This is a genomic window from Pelagerythrobacter marinus, assembly GCF_034375205.1.
Lineage (GTDB): Bacteria > Pseudomonadota > Alphaproteobacteria > Sphingomonadales > Sphingomonadaceae > Pelagerythrobacter > Pelagerythrobacter marinus.
The window spans coordinates 2274476-2291571 of record NZ_CP139719.1 but is presented as its reverse complement, the minus strand read 5'-3'; the positions used below and the strand labels follow the sequence as shown (position 1 = coordinate 2291571).

18 protein-coding genes and 1 tRNA gene are annotated in these 17096 nt (G+C 68.9%); 10 read left to right on the top strand and 9 right to left on the bottom strand.

From position 1 onward, the window contains the following. Positions 1-20 precede the first annotated feature (20 nt). The 3 genes from T8T98_RS11240 to T8T98_RS11230 are packed head-to-tail and all read right to left on the bottom strand — an operon-like array spanning position 21 to position 2812. A complete protein-coding gene (locus T8T98_RS11240) occupies positions 21-1412 on the bottom strand; it encodes an SPOR domain-containing protein (RefSeq protein ID WP_251105140.1) in 1392 nt (463 codons plus the stop codon). Continuing rightward, complete coding sequence (locus tag T8T98_RS11235) at positions 1409-2080, bottom strand: hypothetical protein (RefSeq protein WP_251105141.1); 672 nt, start codon at positions 2078-2080, stop codon at positions 1409-1411. Before T8T98_RS11235 ends, T8T98_RS11240 begins: the two co-directional genes overlap by 4 nt. Positions 2081-2095: 15 nt before the next feature. Beyond that, the gene (locus tag T8T98_RS11230; RefSeq protein ID WP_160733978.1) at positions 2096-2812 is read right to left on the bottom strand and encodes a ParA family protein; all 717 of its coding nucleotides are present in this window, start codon (positions 2810-2812) and stop codon (positions 2096-2098) included. Positions 2813-3012: 200 nt separating this feature from the next. Between T8T98_RS11230 and T8T98_RS11225 the strand changes: the two genes are divergently transcribed. The 4 genes from T8T98_RS11225 (at position 3013) to bfr (ending at position 6425) form a co-directional block, all read left to right on the top strand. Then, positions 3013-4164, top strand: coding sequence for an SPOR domain-containing protein (locus T8T98_RS11225; protein ID WP_251105142.1), 1152 nt, complete (start codon positions 3013-3015; stop codon positions 4162-4164). A gap of 102 nt (positions 4165-4266) precedes the next feature. Next, on the top strand, positions 4267-5556 hold the full coding sequence (locus tag T8T98_RS11220) for a DUF418 domain-containing protein (protein ID WP_251105143.1): 1290 nt from the start codon (positions 4267-4269) through the stop codon (positions 5554-5556). A 64-nt stretch (positions 5557-5620) separates the two neighbouring features. Then, positions 5621-5812, top strand: a complete 192-nt coding sequence (locus T8T98_RS11215) for a (2Fe-2S)-binding protein (RefSeq protein WP_160733883.1) — start codon at positions 5621-5623, stop codon at positions 5810-5812. Positions 5813-5939: 127 nt separating this feature from the next. After that, positions 5940-6425, top strand: coding sequence for a bacterioferritin (gene bfr / locus T8T98_RS11210; protein WP_160733882.1), 486 nt, complete (start codon positions 5940-5942; stop codon positions 6423-6425). A gap of 26 nt (positions 6426-6451) precedes the next feature. Here the strand turns inward: bfr and T8T98_RS11205 are convergent, their stop codons facing one another. Further along, positions 6452-6961 carry a DUF2721 domain-containing protein gene (locus tag T8T98_RS11205; RefSeq protein WP_251105144.1) on the bottom strand — a complete coding sequence of 170 codons (510 nt, stop codon included), beginning with the start codon at positions 6959-6961 and terminating at the stop codon, positions 6452-6454. Further along, positions 6961-8397 carry a ribosome biogenesis GTPase Der gene (der, locus tag T8T98_RS11200; RefSeq protein WP_251105145.1) on the bottom strand — a complete coding sequence of 479 codons (1437 nt, stop codon included), beginning with the start codon at positions 8395-8397 and terminating at the stop codon, positions 6961-6963. The genes T8T98_RS11205 and der overlap by 1 nt, the downstream gene beginning before the upstream one ends. Positions 8398-8507: 110 nt before the next feature. Here der and T8T98_RS11195 point away from each other — a divergent pair, with 110 nt between their 5' ends. Beyond that, positions 8508-9317 (top strand): CHAP domain-containing protein, encoded by an 810-nt coding sequence (locus tag T8T98_RS11195; protein WP_407675031.1) that lies wholly within the window; start codon positions 8508-8510, stop codon positions 9315-9317. 6 nt (positions 9318-9323) lie between these two features. Here the strand turns inward: T8T98_RS11195 and T8T98_RS11190 are convergent, their stop codons facing one another. Continuing rightward, the gene (locus tag T8T98_RS11190) at positions 9324-9605 is read right to left on the bottom strand and encodes a DUF3297 family protein (protein ID WP_160733878.1); all 282 of its coding nucleotides are present in this window, start codon (positions 9603-9605) and stop codon (positions 9324-9326) included. Positions 9606-9719: 114 nt separating this feature from the next. Next, positions 9720-9899, bottom strand: a complete 180-nt coding sequence (locus T8T98_RS11185; RefSeq protein WP_160733877.1) for a hypothetical protein — start codon at positions 9897-9899, stop codon at positions 9720-9722. Positions 9900-10056: 157 nt separating this feature from the next. On the opposite strand from T8T98_RS11185, the gene T8T98_RS11180 reads away from it, so the two are divergent. Both T8T98_RS11180 and tig read left to right on the top strand, forming a co-directional pair. Next, a tRNA-Leu gene (locus tag T8T98_RS11180) sits at positions 10057-10141 on the top strand. Positions 10142-10201: 60 nt separating this feature from the next. Beyond that, on the top strand, positions 10202-11812 hold the full coding sequence (gene tig / locus T8T98_RS11175; protein ID WP_251105146.1) for a trigger factor: 1611 nt from the start codon (positions 10202-10204) through the stop codon (positions 11810-11812). Positions 11813-11909: 97 nt separating this feature from the next. On the opposite strand, the gene T8T98_RS11170 is transcribed toward tig, so the two are convergent. Then, entirely contained in the window at positions 11910-13265 is a 1356-nt protein-coding gene (locus T8T98_RS11170) for a cation:proton antiporter (RefSeq protein WP_160733875.1), read from the bottom strand. 218 nt (positions 13266-13483) lie between these two features. On the opposite strand from T8T98_RS11170, the gene T8T98_RS11165 reads away from it, so the two are divergent. The 3 genes from T8T98_RS11165 (at position 13484) to T8T98_RS11155 (ending at position 16007) form a co-directional block, all read left to right on the top strand. After that, entirely contained in the window at positions 13484-14182 is a 699-nt protein-coding gene (locus tag T8T98_RS11165) for an ATP-dependent Clp protease proteolytic subunit (RefSeq protein ID WP_160733874.1), read from the top strand. A gap of 179 nt (positions 14183-14361) precedes the next feature. Next, the gene (clpX, locus tag T8T98_RS11160) at positions 14362-15624 is read left to right on the top strand and encodes an ATP-dependent Clp protease ATP-binding subunit ClpX (protein WP_160733873.1); all 1263 of its coding nucleotides are present in this window, start codon (positions 14362-14364) and stop codon (positions 15622-15624) included. A 173-nt stretch (positions 15625-15797) separates the two neighbouring features. Continuing rightward, complete coding sequence (locus T8T98_RS11155; RefSeq protein WP_251105147.1) at positions 15798-16007, top strand: hypothetical protein; 210 nt, start codon at positions 15798-15800, stop codon at positions 16005-16007. A 106-nt stretch (positions 16008-16113) separates the two neighbouring features. Here T8T98_RS11155 and T8T98_RS11150 read toward each other — a convergent pair whose 3' ends face one another. After that, the gene (locus tag T8T98_RS11150; protein ID WP_251105148.1) at positions 16114-17040 is read right to left on the bottom strand and encodes a cation diffusion facilitator family transporter; all 927 of its coding nucleotides are present in this window, start codon (positions 17038-17040) and stop codon (positions 16114-16116) included. Positions 17041-17096 lie beyond the last annotated feature (56 nt).

The window sequence follows — 17096 nt, the reverse complement described above, 5'->3', positions numbered from 1 at the left end:
AGCCCGGCCGGCGCACGCGATCAGCGGCGCGCCATGCGCACGCCGCTGTCCACCGCGCCGGGCAGCGGGCGTCCCTCGGCCCACTGGATGCAGCCTTCGCCGCGCGCCTTGACCGTCGAGCAGACGGAGCGCGCCTCGGCCGATTGCAGGCCGCCGGCCGACACGCGGTAATACGTCTTCCCGCGCACGCGCGCTTCGGTGATGACCATGCGATAACGGTCGAGATCGGGATATGTCCGGGCATAGATGCCCCAGGCGCGGCGAGCGCCCTCGCGGCTGGAGAACGATCCCAGCTGCACCAGGTGCTTGCCGTCGGCGCGTTCGAAACGCGGCGCGTCCGTGCCGGCCGCGGCCGCGCGGGTCCTGGCCGGCCTGGGCGCTTCCGCGCCGTAGCGGGCGGGCATCTTCTGCACGACCGGCTCGGAAATGAACGCGACGACGCTCTTGGTGATCTGGGCCGGTGTCGCGCCCGAAGGGGCCGGCGCCGCGAAGGCGCTTTCGACGTCGGTCGGCTTCTCCACTCGCGGGTTGGCGACCGCAAGCTGCGGCGCCGGTTCGACCGGCGGCAGTTCGGCGCCCCGGCGGGCATCGGCGAGCGCCGGAGCCGGGGTGGCGGCGGGCGCCGCGGCCGGCGGGCTCGCCGGCTGGGCCAGCGCCGCGGCCTCGGCCGCGAGTTGTTCCGAACCGGGATTGTTGGCGAGGGCGAGGGCCACCGGCTGGCCCGGATCGCGCACCACCGGCGCGCCGAGCAGGCGGGCGACGCGGGCCTGGTACATTTCCGGCCGCACGGCCTGGGCCCATTCGCCGATGCGTTCGTCGAGCTGGTCCGAAGGCACGTCCTCGGCCGCCATCAGGCGGGCGGCGCGCCAGTTGCCCTGCAGGGCATAGGCATAGGCGAGGTTCTGGCGGACCTTGGGCGTGTTCTGGCCGCCGCGCAGGGCATTGGCCAGGACCTGCGCCCCGCGATCGGGCTGGCCGGCCAGCGCCAGGGCCAGGCCGAGGTCGGCCGGATCGAGATCGTCGCGCCAGTCGTCGAGCACGGCCAGCGCCTTGGGGTAATTGCCCACGGCTGTCTGGGCCAGCGAATAGCTGAGCGCGGTGCGCGGCGAGTTGTCGCCCAGCGCCATCGCGTCCTGGAAACTGGTGGCGGCCGACTGGAACCGGCCTGCCTTCAGGTAGGCTGCGCCGAGCATCGCGCGATAGCCGGCATTGCGCGGTTCGGCGTGAACGGCGGCCTCGGCATGGGCGACGGCCGCGTCCTCGTTGCCTTTCGCCAGCGCCGTCTGGGCCTTGTTCGCCGAGAGATCGGCGCGCGGCGCGGCCTGGGTCGTGCAGCCGGTAAGGGCGGTCGTCGCAAGGGCGCTGGTCAGGGCCACTGCCACGAGGCGGTTGGTCGTGGTGGTCCGGGTCATCGGTTCTTCCCCATGTTCTCCGCCGGCCGTTCGATCTGGGCCGCGAGATTGTCGAGCTCGGGCATTGTCCCGAGCAGCGCGTCGAGCGCTTCGGTTACGATCTGTTGCGCGCTGCGATTGCGGACGGTGCAGGCGAGCCGCAGCTTCAGGTGGCGGTCGCCGTCGAGCCGCAGGGTGAAGGCCGCACGCTTGCCGCGTGCCAGGGCCGAGCGGCGGACGGGCGGGGCCGCGCGCTCGATCTCGGCGCCCATCCGCTGTGCGATTTCGGCCTGCTGGCGGCGGACGGCCGGTTCGGCCGGCGTTTCGTCAGCCGTGTCTTCACCCGGTTGCGATTCTTCGCTGCGCGACTGCGGGGCGGGCGCTTCGGCCTGCCGGACGGCCGCTTCGGGTTCGTCGGAGCCGACGCCGAGCTGGTCCTTCGCCTCGTGATCGATCTCGCGCGCCTCGGCCGCGGTGGCCGGGTTCGCGGGCGACGGGGTCAGTTGCAGGACATCGGCCTCGCGCGGGGGCTCGGGCTCCTCGCCCATGTCGTTCCAGCCAAGGTCCTCGATCCCCTCGGCCGGCATCTGCCCGCCGACCAGGGCCGACTGCGGGCGCATGGCCGGGCGCGCGCCGCCCTTGCGTGCGAGCAGCGAGGAATTGAGGGAGGCGAAGTTGGCGTCGCTCATGGCCGGTTCGCGGTCCTACTGCGCCACGCGGCGGCCGAAGCCGCCTGCCGGGCGATAGACCCCTGGGGCCGGAGAGACCGCGTTGGGCGCGGCAAAGACGGTGCGGCGGAAATTCTTCTCCAGCCGATCGGCGACATAGTTCCACAGCGCCGTGACCTCGGCCGCGCTGCGGCTGTCGGGATCGACCTCCATCACCGTCCGGCCGTCGATCATCGAGGCGGCATAATCGGTTCGCTGGTGCAGGGTGATCGGGGCCACGGTGCCGTGCTGGCTCAGCGCGACGGCGGCCTCCGACGTGATCTTGGCCTTGGGCGTCGCCGCGTTGACGACGAAGACGAGAGGCTTGCCCGCCCGTTCGCACAAGTCGACGGTCGCGCCCACGGCGCGCAGGTCGTGCGGGCTGGGGCGGGTGGGGACGACGATCAGTTCCGCCACGCCGATCACCGACTGGATCGCCATGGTGATGGCCGGCGGGGTGTCGATCACCGCCAGCTTGAAGCCTTGCTGGCGCAGGATCTGCAGGTCGCTGGCCAGGCGGGCCACTGTGGTCTGGGCGAAGGCGGGATATTCCGCCTCGCGCTCGTTCCACCAGTCGGCAAGCGAGCCTTGCGGGTCGATGTCGATAAGCACGACCGGCCCCGCGCCGGCGCGCTGGGCCTGCACGGCCAGGTGGCCCGAAAGCGTGGTCTTGCCCGAACCCCCTTTTTGTGACGCCAATGCCAATACTCGCACAGGCTGGTCCCCCTGCTGTTCCTGTCCTGTCCACCGCATGAAAGCGGGCCGGGTATGCAGATCGCAGGATACCCCTAATTTTGGGTTAACGAGCGGCCTGCAGAGGGCGGCGCGCCGGGGGCCGATCGTTAGAAACCCTTTGCTAACGGAGTGTTCACTATGTCAGGCTTCCGCCGAGGAAACCGAGGACGCGCCCGATCATGAGGTTCGCACGAAGATTGCCGCTGTTCACCGCGCTGGCCGCGCTTGTCGCCAGCCCCGCGCTCGCCGACGTCAAGGCGGGGGTCGATGCGTGGAGCCGCGGGGACTATGCCGCCGCCGTACGCGAATGGCGCGCCCCGGCCGAAGAGGGCGACCCCGACGCGCAGTTCAACATGGCCCAGGCCTATCGCCTCGGCCGCGGGGTCGAGCGCGATCCGGCCCGGGCGGAGGTGTTCTATGCCCGCGCCGCGGCGCAGGGGCACATCAAGGCGGCGGACAATTATGGCCTGATGCTGTTCCAGGCCGGGCGCCGCGAAGAGGCGCTGCCCTACGTCACCGCGGCCGCCGAACGCGGCGATCCGCGCGCGCAGTACCTGCTGGGCATTGCTCATTTCAACGGCGACCTGGTGGCGAAGGACTGGGTCCGCGCCTATGCGCTGCTGACGCTGGCCAATGTCGCCGGCCTGCCGCAGGCCGCGCCCGCGATCCGGCAGATGGACGATTACGTCCCGCTGGCCCAGAGGCAGGAGGCGCAAGTCATGGCGCAGTCGCTGAAGCGCGAGAGCGACGCGACGCGCGCGCAGCAACTCGCCGCGGCCGACCTCGCGCTGGGCGGGGGCACGGGGGCAGCCACCGCCCCGCCGCCCGCGGCCAGCGCGCCGCCGGCCGTTCCGGCGACTTCGGGCCGCGTGCCCGGCCCGATCGCCAGCGCCGGTATCTCACCCTCGGTCGCCGCGGCGCGTGCCGCGATCGCGGAGGCAAGCCGCGTGACGGGCACGGGCAGCCCGGCCGAGGCAGGGGCCGACTATGCCCGCCCCGCCACGGCGAGCGCGCCGGCCGAGCCGCCGGCAGCTTCCACGCCGGCCGCCGCACGGCCTGCAGGCGCCGGGCCGGCCGCTGCGCCCGAACCGCCGCGCGAGGCCGGGGGCCCGTGGCGGGTGCAGTTGGGCGCGTTCTCGGTCCGCGGCAATGCCGACCGTCTCTGGCGCCGCTTGGGCGGGCTGCCGGCCCTGGCCGGGGCGTCGAAGATGCTCGTCCCCGCCGGCCGCCTGACAAAGCTCCAGGCGGGCGGATTTGCCACCCGGGCGGCGGCGCAGGAAGCCTGCAACCGGCTGAAGGCGGCCGGCCATGCCTGTCTCGTGACCCGCTAGCCCGCGCCACCGCTGGCGTTGCCGCGCGGGCTAGTCGCGCACCTGCGGGCTTTCCACCGCCCGCCGCGGTGCTATGACCGGGGCGGACGAAGGGGAATGGACATGACGGCGGCGAACGACGGGGCAGGCGCAGGGCACACTCCGGACCAGCCGGCGAGCGCGCCGGTGGGCCGGCAGGAGCGGATCGGCAGCCTCGATTTCATTCGCGGGATCGCCGTCCTGGGCATCCTGGCCGCGAACATCGTCGCCTTCGGCCAGCCCCTTGCCGCCTACATGTATCCGGGCGCCTTCACCGTGCCCCACGGGCCGGTGTCGGACTGGTCGTGGGTGGCCCAGTTCATCCTGGTCGACGGCAAGATGCGCGGGCTGTTCACGCTGCTTTTCGGCGCCGGGCTGGTCCTTTTCATGGACAGGGCCTGGGCCCGGGGGGCGAGCCGGTGGCTCCAGGTGCGGCGGCTGCTGTGGCTGGGCCTGTTCGGCCTCGCCCACTTCTTCCTCGTCTGGCGGGGGGATATCCTCTTTTCCTACGCCGTGTGCGGCCTGGTCGCGGTGCTGTGCCTGCGCTGGTCGGCCAAGGCGCAGCTCGTGACCGGCCTGCTCGGCTATGTCGCCGGGGCCCTGCTCTATGCCGCGATGATCGGGCCCAGCTATTTCGTCGTCGATACGCCGATGGGCGAACAGGCTCCCTATACCGAGATGCGCGAGGCGCTGAACGGCGAGATGGCCCGCGAACTGGCCGACGCCGAGGCCGAAACCGCGATCATCGCAGAGGGTTCCTACGGCGACTTCGTGGCCCACAACGTCGCCAGCCATGCCGGGGACCTGGGATTCTACGTCATGCTCTGGCTGCTGGAGACGCTTCCGCTGATGCTGGTGGGCATGGGGCTGTTCCGCCTCGGCCTGTTCAGCGGCGGCTTCGACCCGGCGCGGCAACGCAGGTGGGGCTGGATCGGCCTTCTCGGCGGCGGGCTGCTGACGGCGCTGATCGCGCTCTGGGTGAAGGGGGCCGGGTTCACGTATTACGCCACGCTCACGGCTTTCCTCGGCCTTTCGCCCCTGCCGCGCCTCGCGATGACGCTCGGCCTCGCGGCGCTGCTCGCGCTCTGGGGCGCGCGGGCGAACGGATGGCTGGCGGCGCGCCTGTCCGCCGCCGGGCGGGCGGCCTTCACCAATTACCTCGGCACCTCGATCGTCATGCTGTTCGTGTTCCATGGCTGGGCGGGGGGATTGTTCGGCGAGCTGGGCCGTCCCGCGCTCTACGGGATCGTGCTTCTTGCCTGGATCGCCATGCTCGCCTGGTCGCAGCCCTGGCTCCGGCGGTATCGCTACGGCCCGCTCGAATGGCTGTGGCGCTGCCTGACCTACTGGCGGCTGTTTCCGATCGCCCGCTGACAGGACTTGCTATTGCGAAGACTTTGCATAAATTGGCGACTGCGAATCACTCGCAGGAGCTGAAATGTACGTCTGCATCTGCAATGCCATCAGGGAAAGCGACCTGCGCCGCACGGCGCGGCGGTGCCCCGGGGACGCGGAGGCGGTCTATGCCGCGCTGGGCAAGCGGCCCAACTGCGGCCAGTGCCTGGACGATGCCGAGGATATCCTGGCCGAAGAACGTGAAATGGCGTTCCTCCCGGCCTGTGCGGCCTGACTTTCGCGGCTAACGCTAATCGCTCGCAAATGGCGGAATTCCGCCATTTTTTAGCCCTCGCGCCCTTGCCAGCGCGGGTCTCGGGGCGCATATTCGCGCCCCTGTTCCCGACCCATGGAGGCGCCCGGTGAAAGGCGATGCGAAAGTCATAGAGTTCCTGAACAAGGCGCTCACCAACGAACTTACCGCCATCAACCAGTACTGGCTGCACTATCGCGTCCTCAAGGACTGGGGGGTCGAGCGGCTTGCCGAGTACGAGCGGCACGAATCGATCGACGAGATGAAGCACGCCGACATTCTGGCGGAGCGTATCCTGTTCCTGAACGGGCTTCCCAACTTCCAGGCGATCCACAAGCTCAAGGTCGGCGAGACGGTCGAGGAAATCCTCAAGGCCGACTTGGCGATGGAGCAGGAGGCGATTCCCCTGCTGCGCGACGCGATCGAACATTGCGAAAGCGTGCGCGACTATGTCAGCCGCGAGATCTTCGAACGCATCCTCGAAAGCGAGGAAGAGCACGTGGATTTCCTCGAAACCCAGTTCGACATGATCGAACGGATGGGCCTGCAGAACTACGTCCAATTGCAGAGCAAGCCCGCCGGCGAAGAGGACTGACTGCGGCCGGCTTCAAGTCGTTGGCCTCAGGTGCGTTGGTCGCGGGGGCCGCGCTTGGTGCCGCGCGCCGGGCGCACCCCCCTTGCCGCGAGGCGGGTTTCCAGCAGGAAGAAGCCCAGCCCGATAATCAGCAGCACCATCGTGAGGACCCAGGCGATCGCCGTGATCGTGCCGATCTGCGGTTCGATATAGGCGCTGATGAACAGCAGCGCGATGACCACGCTGATCACCGCCGCCGACGCGGTCGAGAACACGACCGCCTTCTGCGCGTGGCGGCGGCGCTGGCCGAGCCACGGCAGCTCGCGCACTTCGCCATCGCCGGCCTTGCCATCTTCGATTCGCCGTTCGATCCGCTCGATCCGTTCGGCGATCCAGATCATCCGCGCCATCATCACGTTCATGATCGCGCCGATGCCGCCCAGCAGGAAGGCGGGGGCGAGCGAAAGCTGCACCATCTGCTGCACGCGCGGGGTGCTGGCTGTGCGTTCCAGCATCTCGATGGCGAGGCTGCCGCCGGAAGAGAGCAAGTCGAACATCAGCCGGCCTTGTAAGGGTTCTTGGGGCTCTTGAGCACCACCCGCACGGGAACCGCCTCGAACCCCAGTTCGCGGCGGATGCCGTTGACGAGGTAGCGTTCATAGCTCTTGGGCAGCATGTCGAGCCGCGTCCCGAAGACGACGAACCGCGGCGGGCGGGTGCTCGACTGGGTGATGTAGCGCAGCTTGATCCGCTTGCCGCCGGGGGCGGGCGGCGGATTGGCCGCCAGGGCATCGTCGAACCAGCGGTTGAGCGCGGCGGTGGGGACTCGCTTCGACCAGGATTGGCGGATTTCAAAGGCGGCCCCCAGCATCGTGTCGAGGCCCTTGCCGGTGCGCGCGCTGACCGCGAACAGGGGCAGGCCCTTGACCTGCGAGAGCCCTTCGTCGAGCGCGGCGCGAATGCCGTTGAACAGCGAAGACGCGTTCTCGGCCACGTCCCACTTGTTGATTGCCACCATCAGCGCGCGGCCTTCCTGCAGCGCCATGTCGGCGATCTTCAGGTCCTGGTGTTCGAGCCCCTTCGTCGCATCGAGCAGCAGGACGACGACTTCGGCGAAATCGACCGCCCGGCGGGCGTCGGCGACGCTCAGCTTTTCCAGCTTCTCGGTCACGCGGGCCTTCTTGCGCATCCCGGCCGTGTCGATCAGGCGAATGTCGCGCACGGTGCCGCTGGACGGATCGGTCCACTGCCAGTCCACCGCGATCGAATCGCGCGTAATCCCGGCTTCGGGCCCGGTCAGCAGGCGGTCTTCGCCCAGGAGGCGGTTGATCAGGGTGGACTTGCCGGCGTTCGGCCGCCCGACGATCGCCAGCTTCAACGGGCCGAGGTCGCCGTCCCCGTCTTCCTCGCCGTCCTTGCTATCCTCGGCATCGGGCACGGCAACGCCATCGCCCTCGCCCTCGCCTACGCCCACGCCTTCGGCCTTCTCGCCGATGATCGGCCAGAGCGCGCCGAACAGGTCGGCGATACCTTCGCCGTGTTCGGCCGACAGGGGCACGGGCTCGCCGAAGCCCAGCGACCAGGCTTCCAGCACGCCGGCTTCGCCGGCCTTGCCTTCCGCCTTGTTGGCCACCGGCACGACCGGCACCGTCTGGCTCCGCAGCCAGCGGGCGATTTCCTCGTCCAGCGGGGTCAGGCCGGCGCGGGCATCGACGACGAACAGCGTCGCGTCGGCCCCTTCCAGGCTCACCTCGGTCTGGCGCCGCATGCGGCCGGGCAGGGTCTCGGGATCGTCGTCCTCCCACCCCGCGGTATCCACCACCGTGAATTCCAGCCCCGCGATCGTGGCATCGCCGAACCGCCGGTCGCGCGTGACGCCGGGCTGGTCGTCCACCAGCGCCAGCTTCTTGCCGACGAGGCGGTTAAACAGCGTCGACTTGCCGACGTTGGGCCGGCCGATGATGATGACGTTGGGCTTGCGGGTCATGGTCATGGCAGGTGGCCGCTATCGCCCCGCTTGGCAAGCGGCGCGCGCGATCCTTAACACGCGTTAACCATGACGGGCAGGGCCCCTTTAAGGACAAGGCGGCAAATCCTTGCCGCATGAGGACAATTGCCCTGATCGCCGCGGCTGCCGGCATTTGCGCGCTCCAGGCGCCGGCGCTCGCGGATGCAAGCGCCTCTTTCGATCCCGGTCGTGGGGCGCAGGCCGGCAACGAATTGCCGCCCTACCTGCAATGCGTTCCCTATGCGCGGCAGCTTTCGGGGGTGCAGATCTACGGCGATGCCCATACCTGGTGGGACCAGGCGGCCGGGCGGTACGAACGCGGGAACGAGCCGCGCGTGGGCGCGGTCATGGCCTTCATGCCCCACCGCTCCATGCGGCTGGGCCATGTGGCGACCGTGAGCCGCGTGATCGACAGCCGCACCGTCCTGCTCGATCATGCCAACTGGTCGCCGATCAACGGCCGGCGCGGCCAGATCGAACGCAACGTGAAGGCGGTGGACGTCTCCCCGGCCAACGACTGGAGCCAGGTGCGGGTCTGGTATCACCCGATCGGCGATCTCGGCACGACGCCGTGGCCGGTGCACGGTTTCATCTATTCCGAAAAGCCCAACCTGCCGCAGGTGCGCCTGGCCGATGCGCGCAGCGAGAGCCCGGCCAGCCGGCCGAGCGTGCCGCAGCGCCGTGCGAGCGGCCCCGATCGCCGCGTCGCCGACAGCGGCCCGTCGCGCGCCTTCCTCTCGGCATTCTCCGACATCGCGCCGGCACGGGGCGGCATGGCCGCCGGCCGGGGCGCGGTCCAGGCCGCGCCGCAGCGCAAGGCCCTGCCGCGCCGCAAACAGGCCGCGGTTCGCGCGGGGAGCCCGGGCGATCCGATCGCTGCCGCGCTCGCCCGTTACGGAAGCTGATCGCCCTCAGGCGCGGGCGACGGGGGGATCTTCGCCCAGGTCTTCGTACCAGGCTTCGACCGGGCCGCTCAGCTTCAGCGTCAGCGGCTGGCCCTTGCGGTCCACCGTCTTGCCGGCCTGGACCCGCACCCAGCCGCCGGAGATCGAGTACTCCTCGATGTCGGTGCGCACTCGCCCCTTGAAGCGGATACCGACGCCGCGCTGCAGCTTCTCGGCATCGAAGAACTCGCTGCGCGGGTTGACCGAGAGCCGGTCGGGCGGGGTGTCGGTGCTGGTCTCGTCGCTCATGCTGCGCGCCCTAGTGCGCGGCGCGGGGCCCTGCAATATCGAAATGCCGGCCCGGGGCGTCAGGCGGGCGGGTTTACGGTGACGGGCCGCGGGGCCGCCGGTGCAGCGGCAAACTCAGTCGGGCGGGGGCGGCGTTTCCAGCGGGCTGCGGTCGGGCACGTCGGTATCCGGGCCGGGCGGATCGATCTCCCCCGGTTCGCGGATCGGCTGTTCGGGCACCGGCGTCTCGGGCGGGGCCTCGGGGGGCGCACCGGGCTCGATCGTGTCGGGTGCCGGATCGGGTTGTGTCGCCATGGGGTCGTTCCTTTCTGCTCGCCATGGAAACGCGGGCCGCCCCGCCGCCGTTCCGTCGCGGGGCTTCGGATGATCGCGGCGCTTGCCCTTTTCGGCCCGCCCTTCTAAGGGCGCTCCCCTGTTCGTGTGGGTTTCCACGCGCGGCTTCGTTCGGGTTGCGGGCGTGGCGGAACTGGTAGACGCGCTGGTTTTAGGTACCAGTATCGAAAGATGTGGGGGTTCGAGTCCCTTCGCCCGCACCAGTTCTCCGGCCCGGTGTCCCTTCGACAAAACGCGATTTCGAAAAGGCTTAAGTTCGCATCATGCAGATCAAAGAGACCACCAGCAAAGGCCTCAAGCGCGGTTACCAGGTGACCATTCCGGCCAAGGATATCGAGGCGCGGGTCGATGCCGAGGTGAAGAAGATCGCCCCACAGGTGCGCATGCCCGGGTTCCGCCCCGGCAAGGTGCCGGCCAACCTGATCCGCAAGATGCACGGCGAAAGCGTCCATGCCCAGGTCGTCAACGACGCGATCCGCGAATCGGTCGACGGGCTGATTCGCGACAAGAACCTGCGCCCGGCGATGCAGCCGAAGGTTGAACTGGGCGAAGGGTACGAGGAAGGCAAGGACGCCGTGCTCGACGTCGAGCTGGAAGTCCTGCCCGAGATCGAGGCGCCCGAGACCGACAACCTCGCGCTCGAACGCCTGACCGTGCCGGTCAGCGACGAGGCGGTGGACGAGGCGATGGAACGGATCGCCGGCCAGCAGAAGAGCTACAAGGACGCGGCCAAGACGAAGAAGGCGGCCGAGGGCGACCAGTTGATCATCGACTTCACCGGCTCGATCGACGGGGTCGAGTTCGAGGGCGGCAAGGCCGAAGACGCGCCGCTGGTGATCGGTTCGGGCCAGTTCATCCCCGGCTTCGAGGAACAGCTGACCGGTGCCAAGGCGGGCGACGAGAAGACCGTCACCGTCACGTTCCCCGAAGACTATCCGGCCGAGCACCTGGCGGGCAAGGAAGCGCAGTTCGCCGTCACCGTGAAGCAGGTGAAGGTCGAGGACGAGACGAAGATCGACGACGAGTTCGCCAAGAACCTCGGCCTCGAGAGCCTCGACAAGCTGAAGGAACTTCTGCGCGGCCAGCTCGAGCAGGAAACCGCCGGCCTGACGCGCACCCAGATGAAGCGCCAGCTGCTCGACCAGCTGGCCGCGGGCCACGATTTCGAGGTGCCCGAGGGCATGGTCGATGCCGAGTTCGAACAGATCTGGGCCCAGCTCCAGCAGGAAGCCTCGCGCGACGAGGATCCGGCCAAGGCGCTGAAGGAAATCGAGGGCGAGAAGGACGATTACCGCCGCATTGCCGAGCGCCGCGTGCGCCTGGGCCTGCTGCTGAGCGAAATCGGCCAGAAAAACGGCGTCGAGGTGAGCCAGCAGGAAATGAGCATGCTGATCCAGCAGGCCGCCCAGCAGTACCGCACCGAGGACCGCGAGCGGTTCATGCAGTATATCCAGTCCGAGCCGATGGCCGCCGCCCAGCTGCGCGCGCCGCTCTACGAGGACAAGGTGGTCGATTTCCTGTTCGAGAAGGCGGAGATCACCGATCGCGAAGTGACTCGCGAGGAGCTGGAGGCCGCGATCGAGGCCGAGGAAGACGAAGCGGCGGCGAAGCCCGCGGCGAAGAAGAAGACCCCGGCCAAGAAGGGCGCGACGAAGAAGGCGCCTGCCAAGAAGGCCGACGATGCCGAGGGCGAGGCGAAGAAGCCCGCCGCCAGGAAGGCGCCTGCGAAGAAAGTCCCGGCCAAGAAAGCCCCCGCGAAGAAGGCTGCCGCGGACAAGGCCGCCGACGAGAAGCCGGCGGCGAAGAAGAAGGCTCCTGCCAAGAAGGCGCCGGCGAAGAAGGCACCGGCCAAGAAGGCGGCGACCAAGTCCTGACCGCGCCCCGGCGACGGTATCGAGAGGGCGGCGAACGACCGGGTTCGCCGCCCTTTTTCATGCCCGCTCGCCGGCCTGTGCGGTCAGGGGGCGCGGATCAGTCGTCCGGGTCCTTCGTCGGCTCCTCGTCGTCGCGCGGGGGCGGCGAGAGGGCGAGCATCTCCGCCGCGCTGCCGACATGGATGTGGTCGCCGCGCCGCTCTATCAGGGTGATGATCGGGCCCGACACGACGCCGTGGACGAGGATCGAGACCAGGATCACGAAGCTGGCCGTGGCCCACAGCGTGCTGAGGCCGGTGAACGACGCGTGCGACTGGCCATAGGCCATGTAGTAGATCGAACCGATCCCCCGCACGCCGAGGAAGGCCACCGCGAGCTTGCCCGCCAGCGGCAGGCTGGACAGGCTTTCCGCGCAGAGCCCGGCCAGCGGGCGGATGACGAAGATCAGGGCCAGCCCGACGAGCGCCGCCGGCCAGGTCAGCGCGTCGAGCACGCCGCTGGCCAGCATGGCGCCGAAACCGAACAGGACGACGACCAGCACGATCTGTTCGATCTGGTCGATGAAATGGTGGCTGATCTTGTGATAGCGGCTGGCGTTTTCCCGCTGGCGCGCGGTCACCGCGCCGACGAACACGGCCAGGAACCCGTATCCGCCCACCAGTTCCGCGGCGCCATAGGCGAGCAGCAGCGTGCCGAGCACGATCAGCCCTTCGCTGGTCGAATAATAGGGCCGGTCGCTGTCGATATCGGCGAGCGGCGCGTCGGCTTCGCGTTCGAACACGTACCAGGCGCCGCCGCGCCCGACCGCCCAGCCGACCGCGACCCCCGCCGCGATCCGCCAGACGAGATCGAGCGCGGCCCATTCCAGCGTCCAGCTGCCCAGCGCGGTCATCCCGACCGCGGCGATGGCGAGGTAGGTGAAGGGGAAGGCCAGCCCGTCGTTCAGCCCCGCCTCTGCCGTCAGGCTGAAGCGCAAGTCGTGCCGCTGGTTCTCGCCCGGCGGGCCGACCTGGACGCTGCGCGCCAGCACCGGGTCGGTCGGCGCCAGGGCCGCGCCGAGCAGGATCGCGCTGGCGGGGGCCAGGCCGAGGGCCCACCAGCCGAGGAAGGCGACCGCGGCGATCGTCAGCGGCATGGCTATGCCCAGCAGCGGCCAGATCTGGCGCCAGTTGATCCAGCTCACCGGCCTGTCGATCGCGATCCCCGCGGCCATCAGCGAGGCGATCACGATGAACTCGGTCACGTATTCCAGCGTCAGCGCGTCGAACCCGTCGCGCGCCGGATTGATCGCGGGCAGGCCGAGCGGGAGCGACCACAGGAGATAGCCGGCCGCGACGTAGACGATCGGCACCGAAAGCCAGTATCGGCCCAGCTTGCGTTCGAGCGGGACCGCCGCGATCAGCGCCAGGCCGAACACCGCGAACAGGAAGATCCGCGGATCGAGCTCGATCATGCCGGGCGCGCTCCCGCCGCCGGGCGGGGGACTCGGCCCGCGCGGTGGCGGTGCGTAGGGGGGGCGTGGCTCATCCGCCCACCCTGCCACTGCGCCCGGGCAAAGCAAGCGGTAGCATGCATCGGCGGACAAATCGCGCCGCGAAGGTTAATCCCCTTGAACATCGCGCCCGCTATCGCGACATAGCCCGTCGCACTTCTGACGAGAGGAACTTTTGCATGATCGACCTGTTCGGCACTGATGCCCACGCTTCGCAGGGACAGTTCACCCGCGATCCGGTGACGGGCGCGCTGGTGCCGGTGGTGGTCGAGCAGACCAGCCGCGGCGAACGCAGCTTCGACATTTTCAGCCGCCTCCTGCGCGAGCGGATCGTTTTCGTGACCGGCCAGGTGGAAGACAACATGGCCAGCCTGATCGTGGCCCAGCTGCTCTTCCTCGAAAGCGAGAACCCGTCCAAGCCGATCAGCATGTACATCAACTCGCCCGGCGGCGTGGTGACGGCGGGCATGGCGATCCACGACACCATGCAGTACATCAAGCCGCGCGTTTCGACCGTCTGCGTGGGGCAGGCGGCCTCGATGGGCAGCTTCCTCCTGGCCGCGGGCGAACCGGGCATGCGGATTGCGCTGCCGAACGCGCGGATCATGGTTCACCAGCCTTCGGGCGGCGCGCGCGGCATGGCGAGCGACATCGAGATCCAGGCGCGCGAGATCCTGCGCATCCGGCAGCGGATGAACGATCTCTACGTCAAGTATACCGGCCAGAGCCTTTCCGACATCGAGAAGGCAATGGACCGCGACACCTTCCTCGAGGCCGACGAGGCGATGAAGTTCGGCATCGTGGACAAGGTGTTCGAAACCCGGCCCGAGAACGAGGAGCCGGCCGAGGATTCGGGCTCCGGCGGCGCGCCGGAGTAACGCCCCGCGGGCAAGCCGCCCCGCCATGGGACGTTAACCGTAGCATTTGGGCAACCCTGCCGCTTCAGGCTGTGGCAACGTGCAAATGCTAGGACCCGATGTGTTGATTAATGACCAACCGGCTTTAGAGTCGGCCGAATCCGGCGCGGATTGCGCGCGGGGTTCGGGAACTACGGGAAATGACCAAGTTGAGCGGAACCGATAGCAAGTCCACGCTGTACTGCAGCTTCTGCGGCAAGTCGCAGCACGAGGTGAGGAAACTCATCGCCGGACCCACCGTGTTCATCTGCGACGAATGCGTCGAGCTGTGCAACGACATCATTCGCGAAGAGACGAAGGCCGGGCTGACCGGCCGCAAGGAAGGGGAAGTTCCGACCCCGAACGACATCTTCGAAACGCTGAACGATTACGTCATCGGACAGGACCGCGCCAAGCGCGTGCTCTCCGTCGCGGTGCACAACCACTACAAGCGGCTCAAGCATTCGGGCAAGGCCGGCGATGTCGAGCTGGCGAAATCGAACATCCTGCTGGTCGGCCCGACCGGTTCGGGCAAGACGCTGCTGGCCCAGACGCTGGCGCGCACGTTCGACGTGCCGTTCACGATGGCCGACGCGACCACCCTGACCGAGGCCGGCTATGTCGGCGAGGATGTCGAGAACATCATCCTCAAGCTGTTGCAGTCGAGCGATTACAACGTCGACAAGGCCCAGCACGGCATCGTCTACATCGACGAGATCGACAAGATCACGCGCAAGGCCGAAAACCCCTCGATCACCCGCGACGTTTCGGGCGAGGGGGTGCAGCAGGCGCTGCTGAAGCTGATGGAAGGCACGACCGCCAGCGTTCCCCCGCAGGGCGGGCGCAAGCATCCGCAGCAGGAATTCCTGCAGGTCGATACGACGAACATCCTGTTCATCTGCGGCGGGGCCTTCGCCGGGCTGGAAAAGGTCATCGCCGACCGCCTTCAGAAGCGCTCGATCGGCTTCGGCGCCCACGTCGCCGACCCGGACAAGCGCCGTGTCGGCGAACTGCTGGAAAAGTGCGAGCCGGAAGACCTGCTGAAATTCGGGCTGATCCCCGAATTCGTCGGCCGCCTGCCCGTGATCGCGACGCTGCGCGATCTCGACATCGACGCGCTGGTGCAGATCCTCAGCGAGCCGAAGAACGCGCTGGTCAAGCAGTATCGCAAGCTGTTCGAGCTGGAAGAGGTCGAACTGACCTTCACCGAGGACGCGCTGCGCACGATCGCCGAGAAGGCGATCCAGCGCAAGACCGGCGCCCGTGGGCTGCGCTCGATCGTGGAAGGCATCCTGCTCGACACGATGTTCGACCTGCCCGACATGGAAGGCGTCAGCGAGATCGTGATCGACCGCGAAGTGGTCGAAGGCCGCAAGGACCCGATCCGCGTCCTGGGCGGCGAGGAAAAGGAAGAAGCAGCCTGACGAACGGGCTGCCGGGCGCAGGCCAGGGGGCCTGGCGCCTGCATGGATCGGCCCACTGGCGGCCGACATAGCCTTTAGCAGAGGCGTTCGATGCGCGGCACACGGTCGCGCGACGGGCCGGGGGCATCATCCGCCGGCCCGCCTGTTGATGCGAATACGAGGAATTTCCACCCATGGCCACCAACGCACATCTCGCCGCGAAGCTTCTGCGCGACGCGAGCGGTTTCTTCCGCAACGTCGGCGAGCAGAATCCCCCGCTGCAGCAGCAGATGGAAGACAACGCCCAGGTCTATGACCAGGTCGCCGAACTGGTCGAGAGCGACCCGAACGGCGAACTGCCGACCCAGGACGAAGCAACCGCGGGCGACGCCCAGCCGCAGTAACCGGCGCACCTGCCGCCACCCGGCCAGCGGGCAGCAAGCGCTGCCCGCGCGCATGGGTGGCGGTAAGGGGCGGCGCGGGCCGTCCCCGAAGCCGACGGAAGCGGACTCAGGTGCAGGCGGCGCAATGCGCGTCGGCGGCCTGCTCGATCTGCACCGTCGCGTGATCGATGCCGAACCGTTCGCGCAGGTCGCGCCCGATCTGCCGCAGCAGGGCATCGCCCGCGTGGCCGCCGGGCATGACGAGGTGAGCCGTCAGCGCGGTCTCGGTCGTGCTCATCGGCCAGATGTGCAGGTCGTGGACGGCCTCCACACCCGGCAGTCCGGCCAGGTAGGCCCGCACTTCCCCCTCGTCGATCCCCTCGGGGACGGCCAGCAGGCTCATTTTCACGCTGTCCTTCAGCAGGCCCCAGGTCCCCCACGCGATGACGGCCACGATCACCAGGCTGGTCAGGGGATCGATCCAGGTTGCCCCGGTCAGCAGGATCGCCGCGCCGGCGATAACCACCCCCAGCGAAACCAGCGCATCCGCCGCCATGTGCAGGTAGGCGCCGCGGATGTTCAGATCGTGGTGGCGGCCGCGCATGAACATCAGCGCGGTCGCGCTGTTGATGACGATGCCGATGCCGGCGATGACGATCATCGTCGTGCCTTCCACCACGACCGGATCGGCCAGGCGGCGGATCGTTTCGAACAGGATGGCCCCGATCGCGACCAGCAGCAGCCCGGCATTGCCGAGCGCGGCGAGGATCGTCGAGCTCTTGAAACCGTAAGTGAACCGCTCGGTCGCCGGGCGCCGGGCGGCGGTGGCCGCGGCCCAGGCGAGCAGCAGACTCAGCACGTCTGACAGGTTGTGCCCGGCGTCGGCGACGAGCGCCATCGACCCCGACAGGAAACCATACGCGGCCTCCACCACGACGAAAGCGGTATTGAGCGCGACCCCGATGGCAAAGGCGCGGCCGAAATCCGCCGGCGCATGGTGGTGGCCCCCGTGATCGTGGCTCCCGTGATGGTGGACCCCGTGGTTACCGCTCACGATCCGCCTCCGCGCTCGCGGTGCCTCGCGGTGCCGGGCAGGGGCGTCGAGGCGCG

What these genes read in the sequence shown, in the direction of transcription:
- T8T98_RS11185 (WP_160733877.1), bottom strand. Translation starts at nt 9,899, where the DNA reads ATGGCGACACAACCCGATCCGGCACCCGACACGATCGAGCCCGGTGCG.
- tig (WP_251105146.1), top strand. Translation starts at nt 10,202, where the DNA reads ATGCAGATCAAAGAGACCACCAGCAAAGGCCTCAAGCGCGGTTACCAG.
- der (WP_251105145.1), bottom strand. Translation starts at nt 8,397, where the DNA reads ATGACCATGACCCGCAAGCCCAACGTCATCATCATCGGCCGGCCCAAC.
- T8T98_RS11235 (WP_251105141.1), bottom strand. Translation starts at nt 2,080, where the DNA reads ATGAGCGACGCCAACTTCGCCTCCCTCAATTCCTCGCTGCTCGCACGC.
- T8T98_RS11155 (WP_251105147.1), top strand. Translation starts at nt 15,798, where the DNA reads ATGGCCACCAACGCACATCTCGCCGCGAAGCTTCTGCGCGACGCGAGC.
- T8T98_RS11195 (WP_407675031.1), top strand. Translation starts at nt 8,508, where the DNA reads ATGAGGACAATTGCCCTGATCGCCGCGGCTGCCGGCATTTGCGCGCTC.
- T8T98_RS11190 (WP_160733878.1), bottom strand. Translation starts at nt 9,605, where the DNA reads ATGAGCGACGAGACCAGCACCGACACCCCGCCCGACCGGCTCTCGGTC.
- T8T98_RS11205 (WP_251105144.1), bottom strand. Translation starts at nt 6,961, where the DNA reads ATGTTCGACTTGCTCTCTTCCGGCGGCAGCCTCGCCATCGAGATGCTG.
- T8T98_RS11240 (WP_251105140.1), bottom strand. Translation starts at nt 1,412, where the DNA reads ATGACCCGGACCACCACGACCAACCGCCTCGTGGCAGTGGCCCTGACC.
- T8T98_RS11225 (WP_251105142.1), top strand. Translation starts at nt 3,013, where the DNA reads ATGAGGTTCGCACGAAGATTGCCGCTGTTCACCGCGCTGGCCGCGCTT.
- T8T98_RS11170 (WP_160733875.1), bottom strand. Translation starts at nt 13,265, where the DNA reads ATGATCGAGCTCGATCCGCGGATCTTCCTGTTCGCGGTGTTCGGCCTG.
- T8T98_RS11165 (WP_160733874.1), top strand. Translation starts at nt 13,484, where the DNA reads ATGATCGACCTGTTCGGCACTGATGCCCACGCTTCGCAGGGACAGTTC.
- T8T98_RS11215 (WP_160733883.1), top strand. Translation starts at nt 5,621, where the DNA reads ATGTACGTCTGCATCTGCAATGCCATCAGGGAAAGCGACCTGCGCCGC.
- T8T98_RS11220 (WP_251105143.1), top strand. Translation starts at nt 4,267, where the DNA reads ATGACGGCGGCGAACGACGGGGCAGGCGCAGGGCACACTCCGGACCAG.
- clpX (WP_160733873.1), top strand. Translation starts at nt 14,362, where the DNA reads ATGACCAAGTTGAGCGGAACCGATAGCAAGTCCACGCTGTACTGCAGC.